Genomic DNA, 15,145 nt, shown 5'->3' with positions numbered 1-15,145 from the left:
TATCCGGGCTGGTCCAACGACCCCTTCAATCACAGCTTTTGCGCACATAGCTGAGCACCTGATCCGGGCCCCATGCGCAATGCTGCGGGGAAAGTTGGCCGGACGGAGGCTGTCGGGCCTTCCCACCCCTCCGATTCTGGTCTAAACACCCCACCGCGCGGGGTAAACCCCGCAGCCGGGGGCCAAGGACGCGCGCAAAGCGCGCCCTTTTTTTATGCCTTGTTACCGGTTGTTCCGGGACGGTGCACAGCGCCGGATCCGGGAACCCGGAAGCGAGCGCAAGTTCGAGTTTCTAGTATTCCGGGTCCTCCCCCAGCCGCCCCGGAAGCAAGGTCGCGAAGCGGAGCCGATGCCCAAACGTACAGACATCAAATCGATCCTGATCATCGGCGCGGGTCCGATCGTCATTGGACAGGCCTGCGAGTTCGATTATTCCGGCACCCAGGCCTGCAAGGCCCTGCGGGAAGAGGGCTACCGGATCGTCCTGGTCAATTCCAATCCGGCGACGATCATGACCGACCCGGAACTGGCCGACGCCACCTATATCGAGTCGATCACTCCGGAAATCGTCGCCCGCATCATCGAGAAGGAGCGGCCTGACGCGCTGCTGCCGACCATGGGCGGGCAGACCGCGCTGAATTGCGCGCTCTCGCTCAAGAAGATGGGCGTGCTCGACAAGTTCGGCGTGCAGATGATCGGCGCCACGGCCGAGGCGATCGACAAGGCGGAAGATCGCGAGCTGTTCCGCGAGGCGATGAAGAAGATCGGCCTCGAGACGCCGCGTTCGGCGCTCGCCAATGCCTCGGTTCTGAAACAGGCCGACCGCGACAAGTACAACGCCGAAATCGCCGCCATCAGAGCGAGGCACCTGCCGCCTGACGAGCAGACGAAGGCGCTCGCCGCCTTCGAGGCGAACTGGGCCGCGGGCGACGCCGAGCGAAAGAAGAAATACATCGAGCGCGGGCTGATCGAGGCGCTGGAAGCCTTGTCGGTGATCGGCCTGCCCGCGATCATCCGTCCCTCCTTCACGCTCGCCGGCACCGGCGGCGGCATCGCCTATACCCGCGAGGAATTCCTCGACATCATCGAGCGCGGGCTCGACGCCTCGCCGACCAACGAAGTGCTGATCGAAGAATCGGTGCTCGGCTGGAAAGAATTCGAGATGGAAGTGGTCCGCGACAAGGCGGACAATTGCATCATCGTCTGCTCGATCGAGAACGTCGATCCGATGGGCGTGCATACCGGCGACTCGATCACCGTCGCGCCGGCGCTGACGCTCACCGATAAAGAATACCAGATCATGCGCGACGCCTCGATCGCGGTGCTGCGCGAGATCGGGGTGGAGACCGGCGGCTCCAATGTGCAGTTCGCGGTCAATCCGGCGGACGGTCGCCTCGTCGTCATCGAAATGAATCCGCGGGTCTCGCGTTCGTCCGCGCTCGCGTCCAAGGCGACCGGCTTTCCGATCGCAAAGGTCGCGGCGAAGCTCGCGGTCGGCTACACGCTCGACGAGATCGCCAACGACATCACCGGCGGCGCGACGCCGGCCTCGTTCGAGCCGACCATCGATTATGTGGTGACGAAAGTCCCGCGCTTCGCCTTCGAGAAATTCCCCGGCGCTTCGCCCGTCCTCACCACCTCGATGAAGTCGGTCGGCGAAGCCATGGCGATCGGCCGCAACTTCCAGGAATCGCTGCAGAAGGCGCTGCGTTCCCTCGAGACCGGCCTGACCGGCCTCGACGACATCGAGATCGAAGGCGTCGACGAGGGCGACGACAAGAATGCCATCCGCGCCGCGCTCGGCACGCCGACCCCGGACCGCATCCTGAAAGTGGCGCAGGCGATGCGGCTCGGTCAGGACGACGAGACCATCCACGCGAGCTGCAAGATCGATCCGTGGTTCCTCGCCCAGATCCGCGGCATCGTGGAGACCGAAGAGCAGATCAAGAAGAAGGGCCTGCCGGCGACGCCGGGCGCGCTGCGCCGCCTCAAGGCGATGGGCTTTTCCGATGCACGGCTCGGCAAATTGACCGGGCAGAGCGCGGCCGAGGTGACGGCGAAACGGCATGCGCTGAATGTGCGGCCGGTGTTCAAGCGCATCGACACCTGCGCCGCAGAATTCGCCTCGCCCACGGCGTACATGTACTCGACCTACGAGGCGCCGTTCGCCGGCACCGCTTCGAACGAAGCGGCGCCCTCCGACCGCAAGAAGGTGGTCATCCTCGGTGGCGGTCCGAACCGCATCGGACAGGGCATCGAATTTGATTATTGCTGCTGCCACGCCTGCTTCGCGCTGAAGGATGCGGGCTACGAGACCATCATGGTCAACTGCAATCCGGAGACCGTGTCGACCGACTACGACACCTCGGATCGCCTGTATTTCGAGCCGCTGACCGCCGAAGACGTCCTCGAAATCATCGACGTCGAACGCTCGCGCGGCACCCTGCATGGCGTGATCGTGCAGTTCGGCGGCCAGACCCCGCTCAAGCTCGCCGAACCGCTTGAGAAGGCGAATGTGCCGATCCTCGGCACCTCGCCCGACATGATCGACCTTGCCGAGGACCGCGACCGGTTCAAGAAGCTGCTCGACAAGCTCGACCTCAAACAGCCGCAGAATGCGATCGCGTCCTCACCGGAACAGGCGCGCAGGATCGCCGGCGAGATCGGTTTTCCGATCGTGATCCGGCCGTCCTATGTGCTCGGCGGGCGCGCGATGGAAATCGTGCATGACGTCCATCAGCTCGATCGTTATTTGGCGCGGCTGATCGGCGACCTCGACCGCCCGTCCGAACTCGTGGTGTCGGAAAAGCGCCCGCTCCTCCTCGACCGCTATCTGTCGGACGCGATCGAAGTCGATGTGGACTGCCTCGCCGACGGCAAGGACACCTTCATCGCCGGTATCATGGAGCATATCGAGGAAGCGGGCGTGCATTCGGGCGACAGCGCCTGCGCATTGCCGCCGCATTCGCTCGATGCTGATCTCATCGCCGAGCTCGAACGGCAGACCCGCGCGCTTGCGCTCGCGCTGAAGGTCGGCGGGCTGATGAATGTGCAATACGCGATCAAGGATCGCGAGATCTACGTGCTGGAGGTCAATCCCCGCGCTTCGCGCACGGTGCCGTTCGTCGCCAAGGTGATCGGACTGCCGGTTGCGAAGATCGCCTCGCGCATCATGGCCGGCGAGAGCCTCGCTAGCTTCAAGCTCACTCCGCCGCGCATCGAGCATATCGGCGTCAAGGAAGCCGTCTTCCCGTTCGCCCGCTTCCCCGGCGTCGACACCGTGCTCGGCCCCGAAATGAAGTCGACCGGCGAGGTCATGGGCATTGCCCGAAGCTTCGAGACCGCCTTCGCAAAGTCGCAGCTCGGCGGCGGCACGCGGGTGCCCCGCTCCGGCACCGTGTTCGTCTCGGTCCGCGATTCGGACAAGCCGCGGATCGTTGAGGCGCTGCGGACCCTCGTGGGCCTCGGCTTCCGGATCATCGCCACCTCCGGCACCAAGCGCTACCTCGACGAGCACGGGGTGCCGTCCACCAAGATCAACAAGGTGCTGGAGGGCCGTCCGCATATCGTGGACGCCATCAAGAACGGCGACGTCCAGCTGGTTTTCAACACCACCGAGGGGGCCCAGGCGCTGGCGGACTCGACGTCGCTGCGGACCGCGGCCCTCTTGCATAAAGTGCCGTACTACACCACTCTTTCGGGAGCCGTCGCGGCGGCGCGAGGAATAAAAGCCTTCCTTGAGGGGGATCTCGAGGTCCGCGCGCTGCAAGGCTATTTCGGCGGCCGGAACTGAAAACAGTTCCGGCGTGTTGGTGACGGTTGTTTTTTGGACAAGGGTTCCGGTCGCGTGCCAGCATAATCCGCCGGCTCGCGATCAGCACTTTTGTCTGTAATCTGCTCCCGCCGGCCTTTTCGGCCGCAAGGGGGCCATGAGGTTGGAAGACGATGGACAAGATTCCAATGACCGCGGCAGGCTACACGGCTCTGGAGAACGAGCTGAAGCATTGCCAGCAGGTGGAACGCCCGCGCATCATTCAACAGATTACCGAAGCGCGCGGCCATGGCGATCTTTCGGAAAATGCGGAGTATCACGCCGCCAAGGAAGCGCAGTCGCACAACGAGGGCCGCATCGCCGAGCTTGAGGACAAGCTGGCGCGCGCCGAGGTGATCGACGTCTCCAAGCTGTCCGGCGACACCGTGAAATTCGGCGCGACCGTTACGCTGATCGACGAGGACACCGAGAAGAAGCAGGTCTGGCAGATCGTCGGCGAACCGGAGGCCGATGCCAAGTCCGGCCGCATTTCGATCTCATCGCCGCTCGCCCGCGCTCTGCTCGGCAAGAAGAAGGGCGCGAGCGTCGAAGTCGTGACCCCCGGCGGCGCCAAGGCTTATGAGGTTTTGAAGGTGGAGTGGCGATAATTCATTCGCACACGGCGCTTTCTCTGTGATTGAAATGCCCGGCCCAGCGCCGGGCATTTTGTTTTCGGCGCCGGCGGTCAAACCGCCGCGGTCTTCGACAGGTCCATCGGAACCGCGGGCTCATCCTTCGAGGCGCGAAGCGTGAGCGAGGTTTTGACGTTGCGGACATGCGGTGCGGCCGTGAGTTCGCTGACGAAAGCCTGGAAGGTCTTCAGGTCCGGCGCCACGCATTTGAGGATGAAGTCGACCTCGCCCGACAGCATCCAGCATTCGCGGACCAGCGGCTGCGCCCGCACGAAGCTTTCGAAGGCGGACAGATCGGATTCAGCCTGGCTCGACAGATGCACAAGGGCGAAGGCCGTGAGCTCGAAGCCGAGCCGCTTCTCGTCGAGCAGGGCCCGGTAGCCGCGGATGTAACCGGCCTCCTCCAGCGCCCGCACCCGACGCAGGCAGGGTGGCGCCGAAATTCCGACCCGGCGGGCGAGTTCCACATTGGTCATGCGGCCGTCCTGCTGGAGTTCCGCGAGAATCTTCCAGTCGATCGCGTCGAGTCGCGCGAGCATGCCGGCCGGGCCTCCTTGTCGGTCTGTCCGGCAACAATAGCCATTCGAGGCCCTGCGCGAAATAAAATTGCGTGGAACCGGTTCCAGCCGATTGTTCTGTGATGCTTTCGGGCAGGCCGGGTTGCGTTGCTTGCATAGCTCGGCCAAATGCCTAAATTCCAACGGCCATTGCCCCGCCGCGAGCCGCTCGCCGCGCCCTCGGTACTTCCACGGACTGCACTATGACCAAGACCACGCATGCCAAGGTTGTCATCATCGGCTCGGGGCCGGCGGGTTACACCGCCGCGATCTACGCCGCGCGGGCGATGCTGGAGCCGGTGCTGATCCAGGGCTACCAGCCGGGCGGTCAGCTCACGATCACCACCGATGTGGAGAACTATCCGGGCTTCGCCGATGTGATCCAGGGCCCGTGGCTGATGGAACAGATGCAGAAGCAGGCCGAGCATGTCGGCACGCGCATCGTCACCGATCACGTCAACGATCTCGACACGTCGTCCCGCCCCTTCCGGCTGGCCTGCGATTCCGGCGACGTCTATCTCGCCGAGACCGTGATCCTTGCGACCGGCGCGCAGGCGCGCTGGCTCGGCCTGCCGTTCGAAGAGAAGTTCAAGGGATATGGCGTCTCGGCCTGCGCCACCTGCGACGGCTTCTTCTATCGCGGCAAGGAGGTGATGGTCATCGGCGGCGGCAACAGCGCGGTCGAGGAAGCGTTGTTCCTCACCAATTTCGCCAGCAAGGTGACGCTGGTGCATCGCCGCGACAGCCTGCGCGCGGAGCGGATCCTGCAGGACCGGCTGTTCAAGCATCCGAAGATCGAAGTGGTGTGGGACAGCGTGGTCGACGATCTCGTCGGAACCGATAATCCGCACAAGGTGACGGGCGCGTTCCTGCGCAACCTGAAGACCGGCGCCGTCACCGAACGCAAGGTCGATGGCGTGTTCGTCGCCATCGGTCATTCGCCGTCCACCGAGCTCGTGAAAGACAAGGTGGAGATGAAGCCGAACGGCTATGTCGCAACTGCGCCGTTCTCGACCGCGACGTCGGTGCCGGGCCTGTTCGCCGCAGGCGATGTCACCGACGATATCTACCGGCAGGCCGTCACCGCTGCCGGCATGGGCTGCATGGCCGCTCTCGAGGCCGAACGTTTCATCGCCGCGCACGAAGGTTTGCGCGCGGCTGCAGAATAAGGCGGTGCCGCTTTGCTCCAGCAGCGATCAAGGTTCTCCATGACCTCAATGGATTGGGACAAGCTGAAGGTGTTCCATGCCGCTGCGGAAGCCGGCAGTTTCACTCATGCAGGCGAACAACTCGGACTCTCGCAATCGGCGGTGTCGCGGCAGGTCAGCGCACTGGAACAGGCGCTGAATGTGTCGCTGTTTCACCGCCACGCGCGCGGGCTGATCCTGACCGAACAGGGCGAGCTCCTGTATCGCACGGCGCACGAAGTGTTCATGAAGCTCGAGTCGGCCCGCGCCAAGCTGACCGACAGCCGCGAGCGGCCGAACGGCGATCTCAAGGTGACGACCACCGTGGGTCTCGGCAATCACTGGCTGACGCCAAAGCTCGGCGAGTTCATCGATCTCTATCCGGATATCCGCATCTCGCTGATCACCACCGACGAGGAACTCGATCTCGCCATGCGCGAGGCCGACGTTGCGATCCGTCTGCGCATCCCGACACAGCCGGACCTCATCCAGCGCAAATTGTTCTCGGTGCATTTCCATCTTTACGCGTCGCCGGAATACCTGAAGCGCTTCGGCACGCCGTCCAAGGTGGACGACCTCGACAACCATCGCGTCATGCTGCTCGGCGGCGGCAATATCCCGACCTTCCTGCAGAACCGGAACTGGCCGCTGGAAATCGGCCGCGAAGGCAAGGCGCCGCGCACGCCGATCCTCGTGGTGAACAACATCCTTGCGCTGCTGCGGGCCTGTCAGAAAGGCATCGGTATTGCGCTCCTCCCCGATTACCTCATCGAGGAAAACGAGGGGCTTGTGCAGCTTCTTGGCCAGGCGGATCCGATTACCCTCGACGCCTATTTCGTCTACCCAGAAGAACTGAAGTCGGTCGCGCGCGTGCAGGTATTCAGGGACTTCCTGGTGTCCAAGGCGCAGCGCTGGGCGTTCTGATCGACCGTTCCGTTATCGCGAGCGCTGTGCGCTTTGCGGCGGAGGCATGGCCGATCGTCTTGCGAGCAGCGCATGGCTGACCAACGTGCGCGTGCGTTGTCGGCCCGCCCTTGCGAATTCATACTTCACGCATGCTGGATGCGGATGGTTTTCGAATCCTCCCAGATCGCAACCGACGCAGACAGTGATTCCCCTCTGGAAGGTGATTGCCGGCCTTCCCGCGCCGGCAAGAACTCAACCGGGCCGCTCCCCTCGCGGCCCGGTTTTTTCTTGATCACGCGGCGTGTTGCAGCGGCTTTGCCGCGAGCCGCTTCGCGGCGGAAGCGGCAGCGTCGATATAGCGGCGCTGGCCGTGAATCAGGATCAGCGCCATCGCACCTTCGAGCGCAGCATGATCTCGCTCGCGCGCGCTTCCGCATCGGGAACTTATGCGTGTGTCAGCTTGGTGACATCGGAGCGCTCGGCGAGCGCATCGAGCGAAGTGCGTGTAGCCCGCGCCAGAAGCATTCATAGGCCGGATTCCCGATTGCGCGGGAATGAACGGAGGCTGTGGCAAACCGAGCGCGCCGTTGGGCGCTCGGAATCACGCGTAGAGCCGCTCGTTGTCGAGGCCCTTGTAGAGATCGGCCACCCATTCGCCGTAGCCGTTGAACAACAGCGTCGGGACGCGCTTGCCGCCGGCGCCGATCACTTCTTCCGTCGCCTGGCTCCAGCGCGGATGATCGACCTTCGGATTCACATTGGCCCAGAAGCCATATTCGCTCGCCTGCAGCGACTCCCAATACGACTTCGGCCGCTTGTCGGTGAAGTGAAAGCGCACAATCGATTTCACTGACTTGAAGCCATATTTCCACGGCACAGCGAGGCGCAGCGGCGCACCGTTCTGCCGCGGCGCGGGCTTGCCATAGACACCGGTCACGAGGAACGCGAGGTCGTTGGACGCTTCGGCGATGGTGAGCCCTTCCGTGTAAGGCCACGGATACCAGGTCTGCCGCTGGCCCGGCGCCATCGCGGAATCCTTGAAGGTTTCCATCTGCACGTATTTCGCCGACGACAGCGGCTTTGCGAGTTCGAGGAGCTTCGCCAACGGAAAGCCGGTCCACGGAATCGTCATGCTCCAGGCTTCCACGCAGCGCAGCCGGTAGATGCGTTCTTCCAGCGGCATCTTGCGAATGAGATCGTCGACGCCGATCTCGAACGGCTTCTCGACCATGCCATCGATCTTCACCGTCCACGGCCTGATCTTCAGCGCCTGCGCGCGCTGCGAGATGTATTTGTCGCCGCCGAATTCATAGAAATTGTTGTAGCTGGTGACGGTCTTCTCGTCGGTGAGCGGGCGATCCACCGGATAGGTCGAATTGACCTTGGCGGGATAAAGGTCCGTCGTCGGATCCGGCAGTTTTTCGACATCGGACAGGCGCTGGGCCCCGGCATAGCCGCCGATCATGAGTGCACTGACGCCGCCCGCGATGATCGCACGGCGGCTCAGGAAATAATGCTCCGGCGTGACCTCATGTTCAGGCGCTTCCCAACCGCGGCGGCGAATGATGTTCATCGCGTGTCTCCGGACTTTTTCCTGTCCAGCATGACATACGCAGCGCCCTGTGACGCCGCAAATCACGCATCCGCGAAAGCAATATGATGGCGGCGGCGTGTAACAATCGCCGGTGTGCGTCCGAATAATAGGGAGCGGCGCGTGTGCTCCGGGGCGCTAGCGCAGATGCGCCGCGACGATGGCGCGGCCCGCTTCGATGAAATTGCAGGCCGGGCCCTGATGCCCGGTCGACTGGGTGCAGACCAGCGCGCCTTCGAGCAGCATGAAGAGCTGATCGGCAAGGAGTTCCGGCTGGGTCGCGCCAGCCTCGCGGCATAAGGCGACGAGCTTGGCGCGCGAATCCTGCTTGCATTGCTCGATCACGCAGCGGGCCGGGTGATGCTTCTCGGGAAGTTCCACCGCGGCGTTGGCCAGCGCGCAGCCGCGCGACTTCGGATCGCTGACGTTGCGCGCGGCCTCCACCAGCCAGGCCTCGAGCTGCGCACGCGGGTCGCCGGGATGCTCGGCCTCGAAGGTGGACCAGGCGCTGTGTTTCTCGGCCGCGAGCCCGCGCAGATATTCCGCGACCAGCGCGTCCTTGGAGTCGAAGTGGCGGTAGAGCGTCATCTTGTTGGTGCCGGCCGCTTCCGCGATGGCCTCGACGCCGACCGCCCGGATGCCGTGGCGATAGAACAGCTCCCGCGCCGCCGCGATGATCCGCTCGCGAGGCGGCAGCCGTTCGGACCCTACTACTTTAGTCGCAATCATTTCGTCTGCCATAGCTCGCCCCTTGACATGGGTGTTACCGGTCAGTAACTAGCAGGTGTTACCGGTCAGTACCATAATCAAGTGGTGCCGGCCAATCCCCAGATCGACCGGAGGCACCTATGCATTTCCCCATCTACGGCAATTACAACGCGACTGAAAGGGCCGCCCGCATCCGCTCCCTGACCTTTCCCGAGATCCTGACCGACCCGCTGGTCCGGATGGTCATGAAGGCCGATGGCGTCGATCCGGCGGCCCTGGAGACGGAGCTTTCAGACATCGCGGCGTCGCTTGACGCCACCGGGACCGAGGGCGCGCCCTGCCCGCTCCTCGCCTGCTGAACCCTCAGGCGCGGCGATTCCTCCCGCCGCGCCGAAGCGCCGGGCGGCCCTCATCGTCCCCATCGGCCGTCCGGCGCCAAACTCTTCTCCATCGAAAGGAAGCTTCCATGAGCCCAACCGCCGCAACGGCGAAAGCCGCACAGGCCGCTGAACCTCTGTTCGAGCCGTATCAGCTTGGCCCCCTCCACCTTTCCAATCGCATGGTGATGGCCCCGATGACCCGGAGCCGGGCCCTCGCCGGCAATGTGCCGAACCCCCTCGCCGAGACCTATTACCGCCAGCGTGCGAGCGCGGGACTGATCGTCACGGAAGGCTCCCAGGTCAGCCCGCAAGGTCAGGGCTATATCCGCACCCCCGGCATCCATTCCCCCGAACAGGTCGCGGCGTGGCGCAAGATCACCGCCGCGGTAGCGCGCGAGGGTGGCAAGATCTTCCTGCAGCTCTGGCATGTCGGGCGCGTCTCGCATCCGGATTTCCACGGCGGCGCGCTGCCGGTGGCGCCGTCGGCCATTGCGGCCGAGGGTGAGGTCTTCACCGAAAAAGGTCCGCAGAAGATGGTGACGCCGCGCGCGCTCGACGCATCTGAATTGCCGGGCATCGTCGCGCAATTCCGCAAGGCGGCGGAGAATGCCAAGGCCGCCGGCTTCGATGGCGTCGAAATCCACGGCGCAAATGGATATCTCCTCGACCAGTTCACTCGCGACGGCTCCAATCATCGTACCGACGCCTATGGCGGCTCGCTGGAGAACCGCGTGCGCTTCCCGCTGGAGGTCACGCAAGCGGTGATCGATGTCTGGGGCAAGGATCGCGTCGGCTATCGCATTTCGCCGAACGGCGCCTTCAATTCCATGTCGGATTCCAATCCGCGCGAGACCTTCTCGTATCTGGCGGAGCGTCTCAGCGATCTCGGCATCGTCTATCTGCACAGCTTCGATCCGCCGAGCGGGCCGAACCATCTTTCGCCGGTTCTGCGGAAGGTGTTCAAAGGCACCTTCATCGTCAATGGCGGTTACGATCTCGCGTCAGGCAACGCCGCGATTCAGTCCGGCGAAGCCGATCTCGTCGCCTATGGCGTGGCGTTCCTCGCCAATCCCGATCTGCCGCATCGCTTCGAGCGCCGTGCGCCGTTGAACGCGCCGGATCAGGCGACGTTCTATGCCGGCGAGCAGAAGGGCTACACCGACTACCCGGCGCTGATCGGGTGAGGTTGAGTTTCAACGCCTCCACGAACGCGGTGCGTTCCCTCCCCCTTGCGGGGGAGGGTCAGGGAGGGGGTCACCATTAAGGGACCGCAGGGTTGTTGCGTATGCGGTGTACCCCCTTCCGACGGCCTTCGGCCGTCGGCCTCCCCCCGCAAGGGGGGAGGTGACCGGAATGCGCGTCAGGAGGAGCGCGCACGGCTTGCGGCCGATCACTCCGCCGCGCGCCGCGCCGCCACGATCTGGTCCGCGGTACGGCCGGTCAGTTCGGCCATGTGGTCGAACTTGAAGGTGAAGGTGCCGACGCCGGCCGTCGCCGAGCGCACTTCCACGATCAGGTCGCCGATCTCGGATTCCGGCATCATCGCCTTCACCGAATCCCAGCCGGGCCAGCCTTCGCGTGTGTCGAAGCCGAGGATCTGCCCGCGCCGTCCCGACAGGATCGCGTTGATCTTCGCCGTTGCATCGCTCGGGCAAATGATCTCGACGGCGTGGATCGGTTCGAGCAGCACCGGCTGGCATTGCGGCAGGGCTTCCACCACACCGATGCGACCGGCGGTGCGGAACGCCTGATCCGACGAATCCACGGTGTGATACGAGCCGTCGATCAGCGTCACCGACACGTCGACCACCGGGAAGCCGAGCGGCCCGTGCTTCAGGCCGTCGATGACGCCTTCCTCGACCGAGGGGATGTAGTTGCGCGGCACCACGCCGCCGGTGATGGTTTCGGCGAACTGGAAGCCCGAGCCGCGCGGCAGCGGCTTGATGTCCAGCACCACGTCGCCGAACTGCCCGTGGCCGCCGGACTGCTTCTTGTGCCGGCCCCGCTGCTGCACGCCTTTCTTGATGGTCTCGCGATAACCGACGCTGGGCTGCCGCTTCTCGATGGCGATGCCGAACCGGTCGGTGAGCCGCTCGGTCGCGACCCGCAGATGCATCTCGCCCTGCCCCCACAGAATGACTTCGTGGGTGTCCGGGTTATGCACGATGGAGATCGAGGGATCTTCCTCGACCAGCTTGTTGAGCGCCTGACCGAGCTTGACGTCGTCCTTGCGCTCCCTGGCCGCGATCGAAAGCGCCAGTACCGGCGGATACGGCACGATGTCCACCAGACGCGCGGGACTCTCCTTGCCCGAGGCGAGCGTGTCGCCGGTCCTTGCATTGTCGAGCTTGCCGAGCGCCACGGTCTCGCCGGTCTGCGCCGCGCCGCGCTTCTCGAAGGCCTGTCCCATCATCTTGAAGACGCCGGAAACACGGCCGGCCTCGCGATCCTGGGAATTCAGCGTGGTGCCGTCGCCAACCTGACCGGCCAGCACCCGCACGACCGACATTTTGCCGCCATGCGCAGTGTTGATCGACTTGAGCACGTAACCGACCACATCGCTGCCCTCAGCCTTGACGCCGAGCCGCTTCGCGGTCGTCTCGATATTCGGCGCTTCGTGGCGCAGCGCCTTGAGGAGACGCAGCACGCCATTGGTGCGGGTCGCAACGCCGATCAGCACCGGACAGACCTGACCGTCGCGCAAGTCCTTGGCGAGATCGTCGAACACCTTGTCGCGCGGCGGCGGAATGTCCTCGAGCAATTGCTCCATCAGCTCGTCGTCGTGATCGGCGAGCGTCTCCAGCATGGTGAAGCGCGCGGTCTTCTCGCGCGCGAGGTCCTCGCCCGACAGCTCGATCACCTCGGATGCGGTGTGCTCCTTGTAGACATGCGCGCGTTCCAATGCGAGGTCGACGAAGCCGGTGATGATGTCGTTCCTCCAGATCGGTATCTGCCGGAGCAGCAACGGCACGCGCGACGCCGGTTGAAGAAGCTGCAGCGTTTCCCGCAACCGCTTGTCGGCCTTGTCGATCTTGTTGAGAAACAGGAAATGCGGAATCTTCTGTTCTTCGAGTTCGCGCAGCACGAGCTGCAATTGCGGCACCTTCTTTTCGTCCGCCTCGCAGACCACGACGGCAGCGTCGACCGCAGGCAACGCGGCACGCATGTCGTGAATGAACTCGATGGAACCGGGACAATCGATAAAGGTATAGCTTTCGTCCATGAAGGTCGTGGTCGCGACCGACAATTCGACGCTCATCGCGTGGTGGCGCGCCTCCTTGGAATTGTCGCCGACCGAGGTGCCAGCTTCGACGCTGCCCTGACGCTGGATCGCGCCGGTGCGAGCGAGGATCGCTTCGAGCAGCGTGGTCTTTCCACTCTGGAAGGGGCCCACCAATGCAATGCACCGGGGACCCTTCGGCCTATTGCCGTTGGCTCTAGTGCCGTTCGCATGTGCTTCCGTCATCGACGCCTCCCGTCACAGGGGCGCGATGCAACCCGAAAACCGCGTAGCATTCTTCGGCATCACGCCCGGTTTGGGCGCCTGACCCGAAGGGAGGCCGGCATTTCCGGCCGTGTCAGACGCCGGAAGGCCTATGCTCTGCCTGCTTTTGGGCAAAGGCAAGGGGCGGATGAAAGATATGCGGGTTTGCTTGATGCGGCGTTGCGGAACTTCGCCGTTGCAATGCAATCCGATGCGACAGCGCTCATTCAAAATCGCGGTATATCCGGGAAAGCCAGCTTGCCGGCGCGGACATGCATGCGGCCAAGTTCCGCGCAGCGATGCAGTTGCGGAAATACCTTTCCGGGATTGAGCAGACCCTGCGCGTCGAACGCGCATTTCAGCCGCTGCTGCTGATTGAGATCGATTTCCGAGAACATCGTCGGCATCAGGTCGCGCTTCTCGATCCCGACGCCATGCTCGCCGGTCAGCACGCCGCCGACTTCCACACACAGCCGCAGGATATCGGCGCCGAAGGCTTCCGCCTTGTCGAGCTCGCCCGGCACATTCGCGTCGTACAATATCAGCGGATGCAGATTACCGTCACCGGCGTGGAATACGTTAGCCACCTGCAAACCATAATGCTCGCTCATCTCCCGCATGCGGGACAAAACAAGCGGCAGCGCCGCGCGCGGAATGGTGCCGTCCATGCAGAGGTAATCCGGCGAGATGCGTCCGACCGCTGGAAATGCCGCCTTGCGTCCGGCCCAGAACAGCAACCGTTCGTCCTCGTTCTGCGAGACGCGGCAGGTGGTGGCATTGCATTGTCGCGCGATCGCCTCGACCCGCTCGATCAGGTGGTTGACCTCGGCCTCACCGCCGTCGAGTTCGACGATCAGCAGCGCCTCGACATCCAGCGGATAATCCGCGTGGACGAATTGCTCGACCGCATGGATCGCCGGGCGATCCATCATCTCCATACCGCCCGGAATGATGCCGGCGCCGATGATGCGGCCAACGCAGGCGCCGGCGTCTTCCGATGATGGGAAGCCCACAAGGAGAGCGCGCGCGGTTTCCGGCTTTCGCAGAATGCGGACGGTGATCTCTGTGACCACGCCGAGCAGGCCTTCCGAGCCGTTGATCACGCCGAGCAGGTCATAGCCGCCCGAATCAAGGTGCTTTCCGCCGATGCGCACGATCTCGCCGGTCATCAGCACCATCTCGACGCCGAGCACGTTGTTCGTGGTCATGCCGTATTTCAGGCAATGCACGCCGCCCGAATTCTCCGCGACATTGCCGCCGATGGTGCAGGCGATCTGCGACGAGGGATCGGGCGCATAATAGAAGCCGCGCTCCGCCACCGCGTTTGAAATGCCGAGATTGGTCACACCCGGCTCAGCCACGACCACGCGATTGTCGTAATCGATCTCGCGGATGCGGTTGAATTTCGACATGCCGAGCAGGATGCCGTCCTCCAGCGGCAGTGCACCGCCCGACAGCGACGTGCCTGCGCCGCGGGGTACCACCTTCACATTGTTCTCGTGGCAATACCGCAGAACCTGCGCCACCTGCTGCGTCGTTGACGGCAGCACCACGACGAGGGGCAATTGACGATACGCGGTCAGCCCGTCGGTCTCGAATGGACGCATCTCGCGCTCGCCTGCGATCACGCCTTCGCCGGGGACGATCGCGCGCATCGCAGCGACGATCGCTTCGCGCCGCAGCAATACCGCGCGGTCGGGGTCGGGCATCCTCACTGACATAAATCAATCCGTCGTCGGTCTTCGTCCATAGACTTTATCCAATTGCGGCCGCGCCGACGAGAGCGCAAGATACGGGCCGCTTTTCCCGCCTTTGCCTGAAGTCCGGCCGGACTTCAGGTCATTGCCGATGAAACTGGGGGGCTGCATGATCAAGGATATTGTCGTCAA

The 15,145-nt window shown here is 63.8% G+C and carries 11 protein-coding genes; 6 read left to right on the top strand and 5 right to left on the bottom strand.

Features of this window, described 5'->3' with window-relative positions; genetic code table 11:
• The first annotated feature begins 349 nt into the window (after nt 1-349).
• Nucleotides 350-3,793: a carbamoyl-phosphate synthase large subunit gene (gene carB / locus VN004_RS14525; protein WP_325611351.1), complete on the top strand. Its 3,444-nt coding sequence runs from the start codon at nt 350-352 to the stop codon at nt 3,791-3,793.
• A gap of 152 nt (nt 3,794-3,945) precedes the next feature.
• Nucleotides 3,946-4,419 carry a transcription elongation factor GreA gene (gene greA, locus VN004_RS14520; protein ID WP_325611349.1) on the top strand — a complete coding sequence of 158 codons (474 nt, stop codon included), beginning with the start codon at nt 3,946-3,948 and terminating at the stop codon, nt 4,417-4,419.
• A 77-nt stretch (nt 4,420-4,496) separates the two neighbouring features.
• Here the strand turns inward: greA and VN004_RS14515 are convergent, their stop codons facing one another.
• Entirely contained in the window at nt 4,497-4,982 is a 486-nt protein-coding gene (locus tag VN004_RS14515) for an Lrp/AsnC family transcriptional regulator (protein WP_325611344.1), read from the bottom strand.
• Nucleotides 4,983-5,203: 221 nt separating this feature from the next.
• On the opposite strand from VN004_RS14515, the gene trxB reads away from it, so the two are divergent.
• Together trxB and VN004_RS14505 are read left to right on the top strand one after the other, a co-directional pair.
• Nucleotides 5,204-6,169 (top strand): thioredoxin-disulfide reductase, encoded by a 966-nt coding sequence (trxB, locus tag VN004_RS14510; RefSeq protein ID WP_325611342.1) that lies wholly within the window; start codon nt 5,204-5,206, stop codon nt 6,167-6,169.
• Nucleotides 6,170-6,217: 48 nt separating this feature from the next.
• Nucleotides 6,218-7,111: a LysR family transcriptional regulator gene (locus VN004_RS14505; RefSeq protein ID WP_325611353.1), complete on the top strand. Its 894-nt coding sequence runs from the start codon at nt 6,218-6,220 to the stop codon at nt 7,109-7,111.
• 583 nt (nt 7,112-7,694) lie between these two features.
• Here the strand turns inward: VN004_RS14505 and msrP are convergent.
• Nucleotides 7,695-8,666 carry a protein-methionine-sulfoxide reductase catalytic subunit MsrP gene (gene msrP, locus VN004_RS14500; protein ID WP_325611340.1) on the bottom strand — a complete coding sequence of 324 codons (972 nt, stop codon included), beginning with the start codon at nt 8,664-8,666 and terminating at the stop codon, nt 7,695-7,697.
• A gap of 156 nt (nt 8,667-8,822) precedes the next feature.
• The gene (locus VN004_RS14495; RefSeq protein ID WP_325611339.1) at nt 8,823-9,425 is read right to left on the bottom strand and encodes a helix-turn-helix domain-containing protein; all 603 of its coding nucleotides are present in this window, start codon (nt 9,423-9,425) and stop codon (nt 8,823-8,825) included.
• A 107-nt stretch (nt 9,426-9,532) separates the two neighbouring features.
• On the opposite strand from VN004_RS14495, the gene VN004_RS14490 reads away from it, so the two are divergent.
• Nucleotides 9,533-9,751, top strand: a complete 219-nt coding sequence (locus tag VN004_RS14490; RefSeq protein WP_325611337.1) for a hypothetical protein — start codon at nt 9,533-9,535, stop codon at nt 9,749-9,751.
• Nucleotides 9,752-9,858: 107 nt separating this feature from the next.
• Nucleotides 9,859-10,956, top strand: coding sequence for an alkene reductase (locus tag VN004_RS14485; RefSeq protein WP_325611335.1), 1,098 nt, complete (start codon nt 9,859-9,861; stop codon nt 10,954-10,956).
• Between the two features lie 206 nt (nt 10,957-11,162).
• Here VN004_RS14485 and VN004_RS14480 read toward each other — a convergent pair whose 3' ends face one another.
• Together VN004_RS14480 and VN004_RS14475 are read right to left on the bottom strand one after the other, a co-directional pair.
• Nucleotides 11,163-13,238, bottom strand: coding sequence for an elongation factor G (locus tag VN004_RS14480; RefSeq protein WP_325611332.1), 2,076 nt, complete (start codon nt 13,236-13,238; stop codon nt 11,163-11,165).
• A 245-nt stretch (nt 13,239-13,483) separates the two neighbouring features.
• Nucleotides 13,484-14,977: an FAD-linked oxidase C-terminal domain-containing protein gene (locus tag VN004_RS14475; RefSeq protein ID WP_325611328.1), complete on the bottom strand. Its 1,494-nt coding sequence runs from the start codon at nt 14,975-14,977 to the stop codon at nt 13,484-13,486.
• Nucleotides 14,978-15,145 lie beyond the last annotated feature (168 nt).

The organism is Pseudorhodoplanes sp., assembly GCF_035565855.1.
GTDB lineage: Bacteria > Pseudomonadota > Alphaproteobacteria > Rhizobiales > Xanthobacteraceae > Pseudorhodoplanes.
The sequence above is the reverse complement of the archived record's forward strand: the minus strand, read 5'-3'. Positions and strand labels throughout refer to the sequence as shown.

Coding starts and splice junctions, on each gene's coding strand:
- carB (WP_325611351.1), top strand. CDS start 350: ATGCCCAAACGTACAGACATCAAATCGATCCTGATCATCGGCGCGGGT.
- greA (WP_325611349.1), top strand. CDS start 3,946: ATGGACAAGATTCCAATGACCGCGGCAGGCTACACGGCTCTGGAGAAC.
- VN004_RS14515 (WP_325611344.1), bottom strand. CDS start 4,982: ATGCTCGCGCGACTCGACGCGATCGACTGGAAGATTCTCGCGGAACTC.
- trxB (WP_325611342.1), top strand. CDS start 5,204: ATGACCAAGACCACGCATGCCAAGGTTGTCATCATCGGCTCGGGGCCG.
- VN004_RS14505 (WP_325611353.1), top strand. CDS start 6,218: ATGGATTGGGACAAGCTGAAGGTGTTCCATGCCGCTGCGGAAGCCGGC.
- msrP (WP_325611340.1), bottom strand. CDS start 8,666: ATGAACATCATTCGCCGCCGCGGTTGGGAAGCGCCTGAACATGAGGTC.
- VN004_RS14495 (WP_325611339.1), bottom strand. CDS start 9,425: ATGGCAGACGAAATGATTGCGACTAAAGTAGTAGGGTCCGAACGGCTG.
- VN004_RS14490 (WP_325611337.1), top strand. CDS start 9,533: ATGCATTTCCCCATCTACGGCAATTACAACGCGACTGAAAGGGCCGCC.
- VN004_RS14485 (WP_325611335.1), top strand. CDS start 9,859: ATGAGCCCAACCGCCGCAACGGCGAAAGCCGCACAGGCCGCTGAACCT.
- VN004_RS14480 (WP_325611332.1), bottom strand. CDS start 13,238: ATGACGGAAGCACATGCGAACGGCACTAGAGCCAACGGCAATAGGCCG.
- VN004_RS14475 (WP_325611328.1), bottom strand. CDS start 14,977: ATGTCAGTGAGGATGCCCGACCCCGACCGCGCGGTATTGCTGCGGCGC.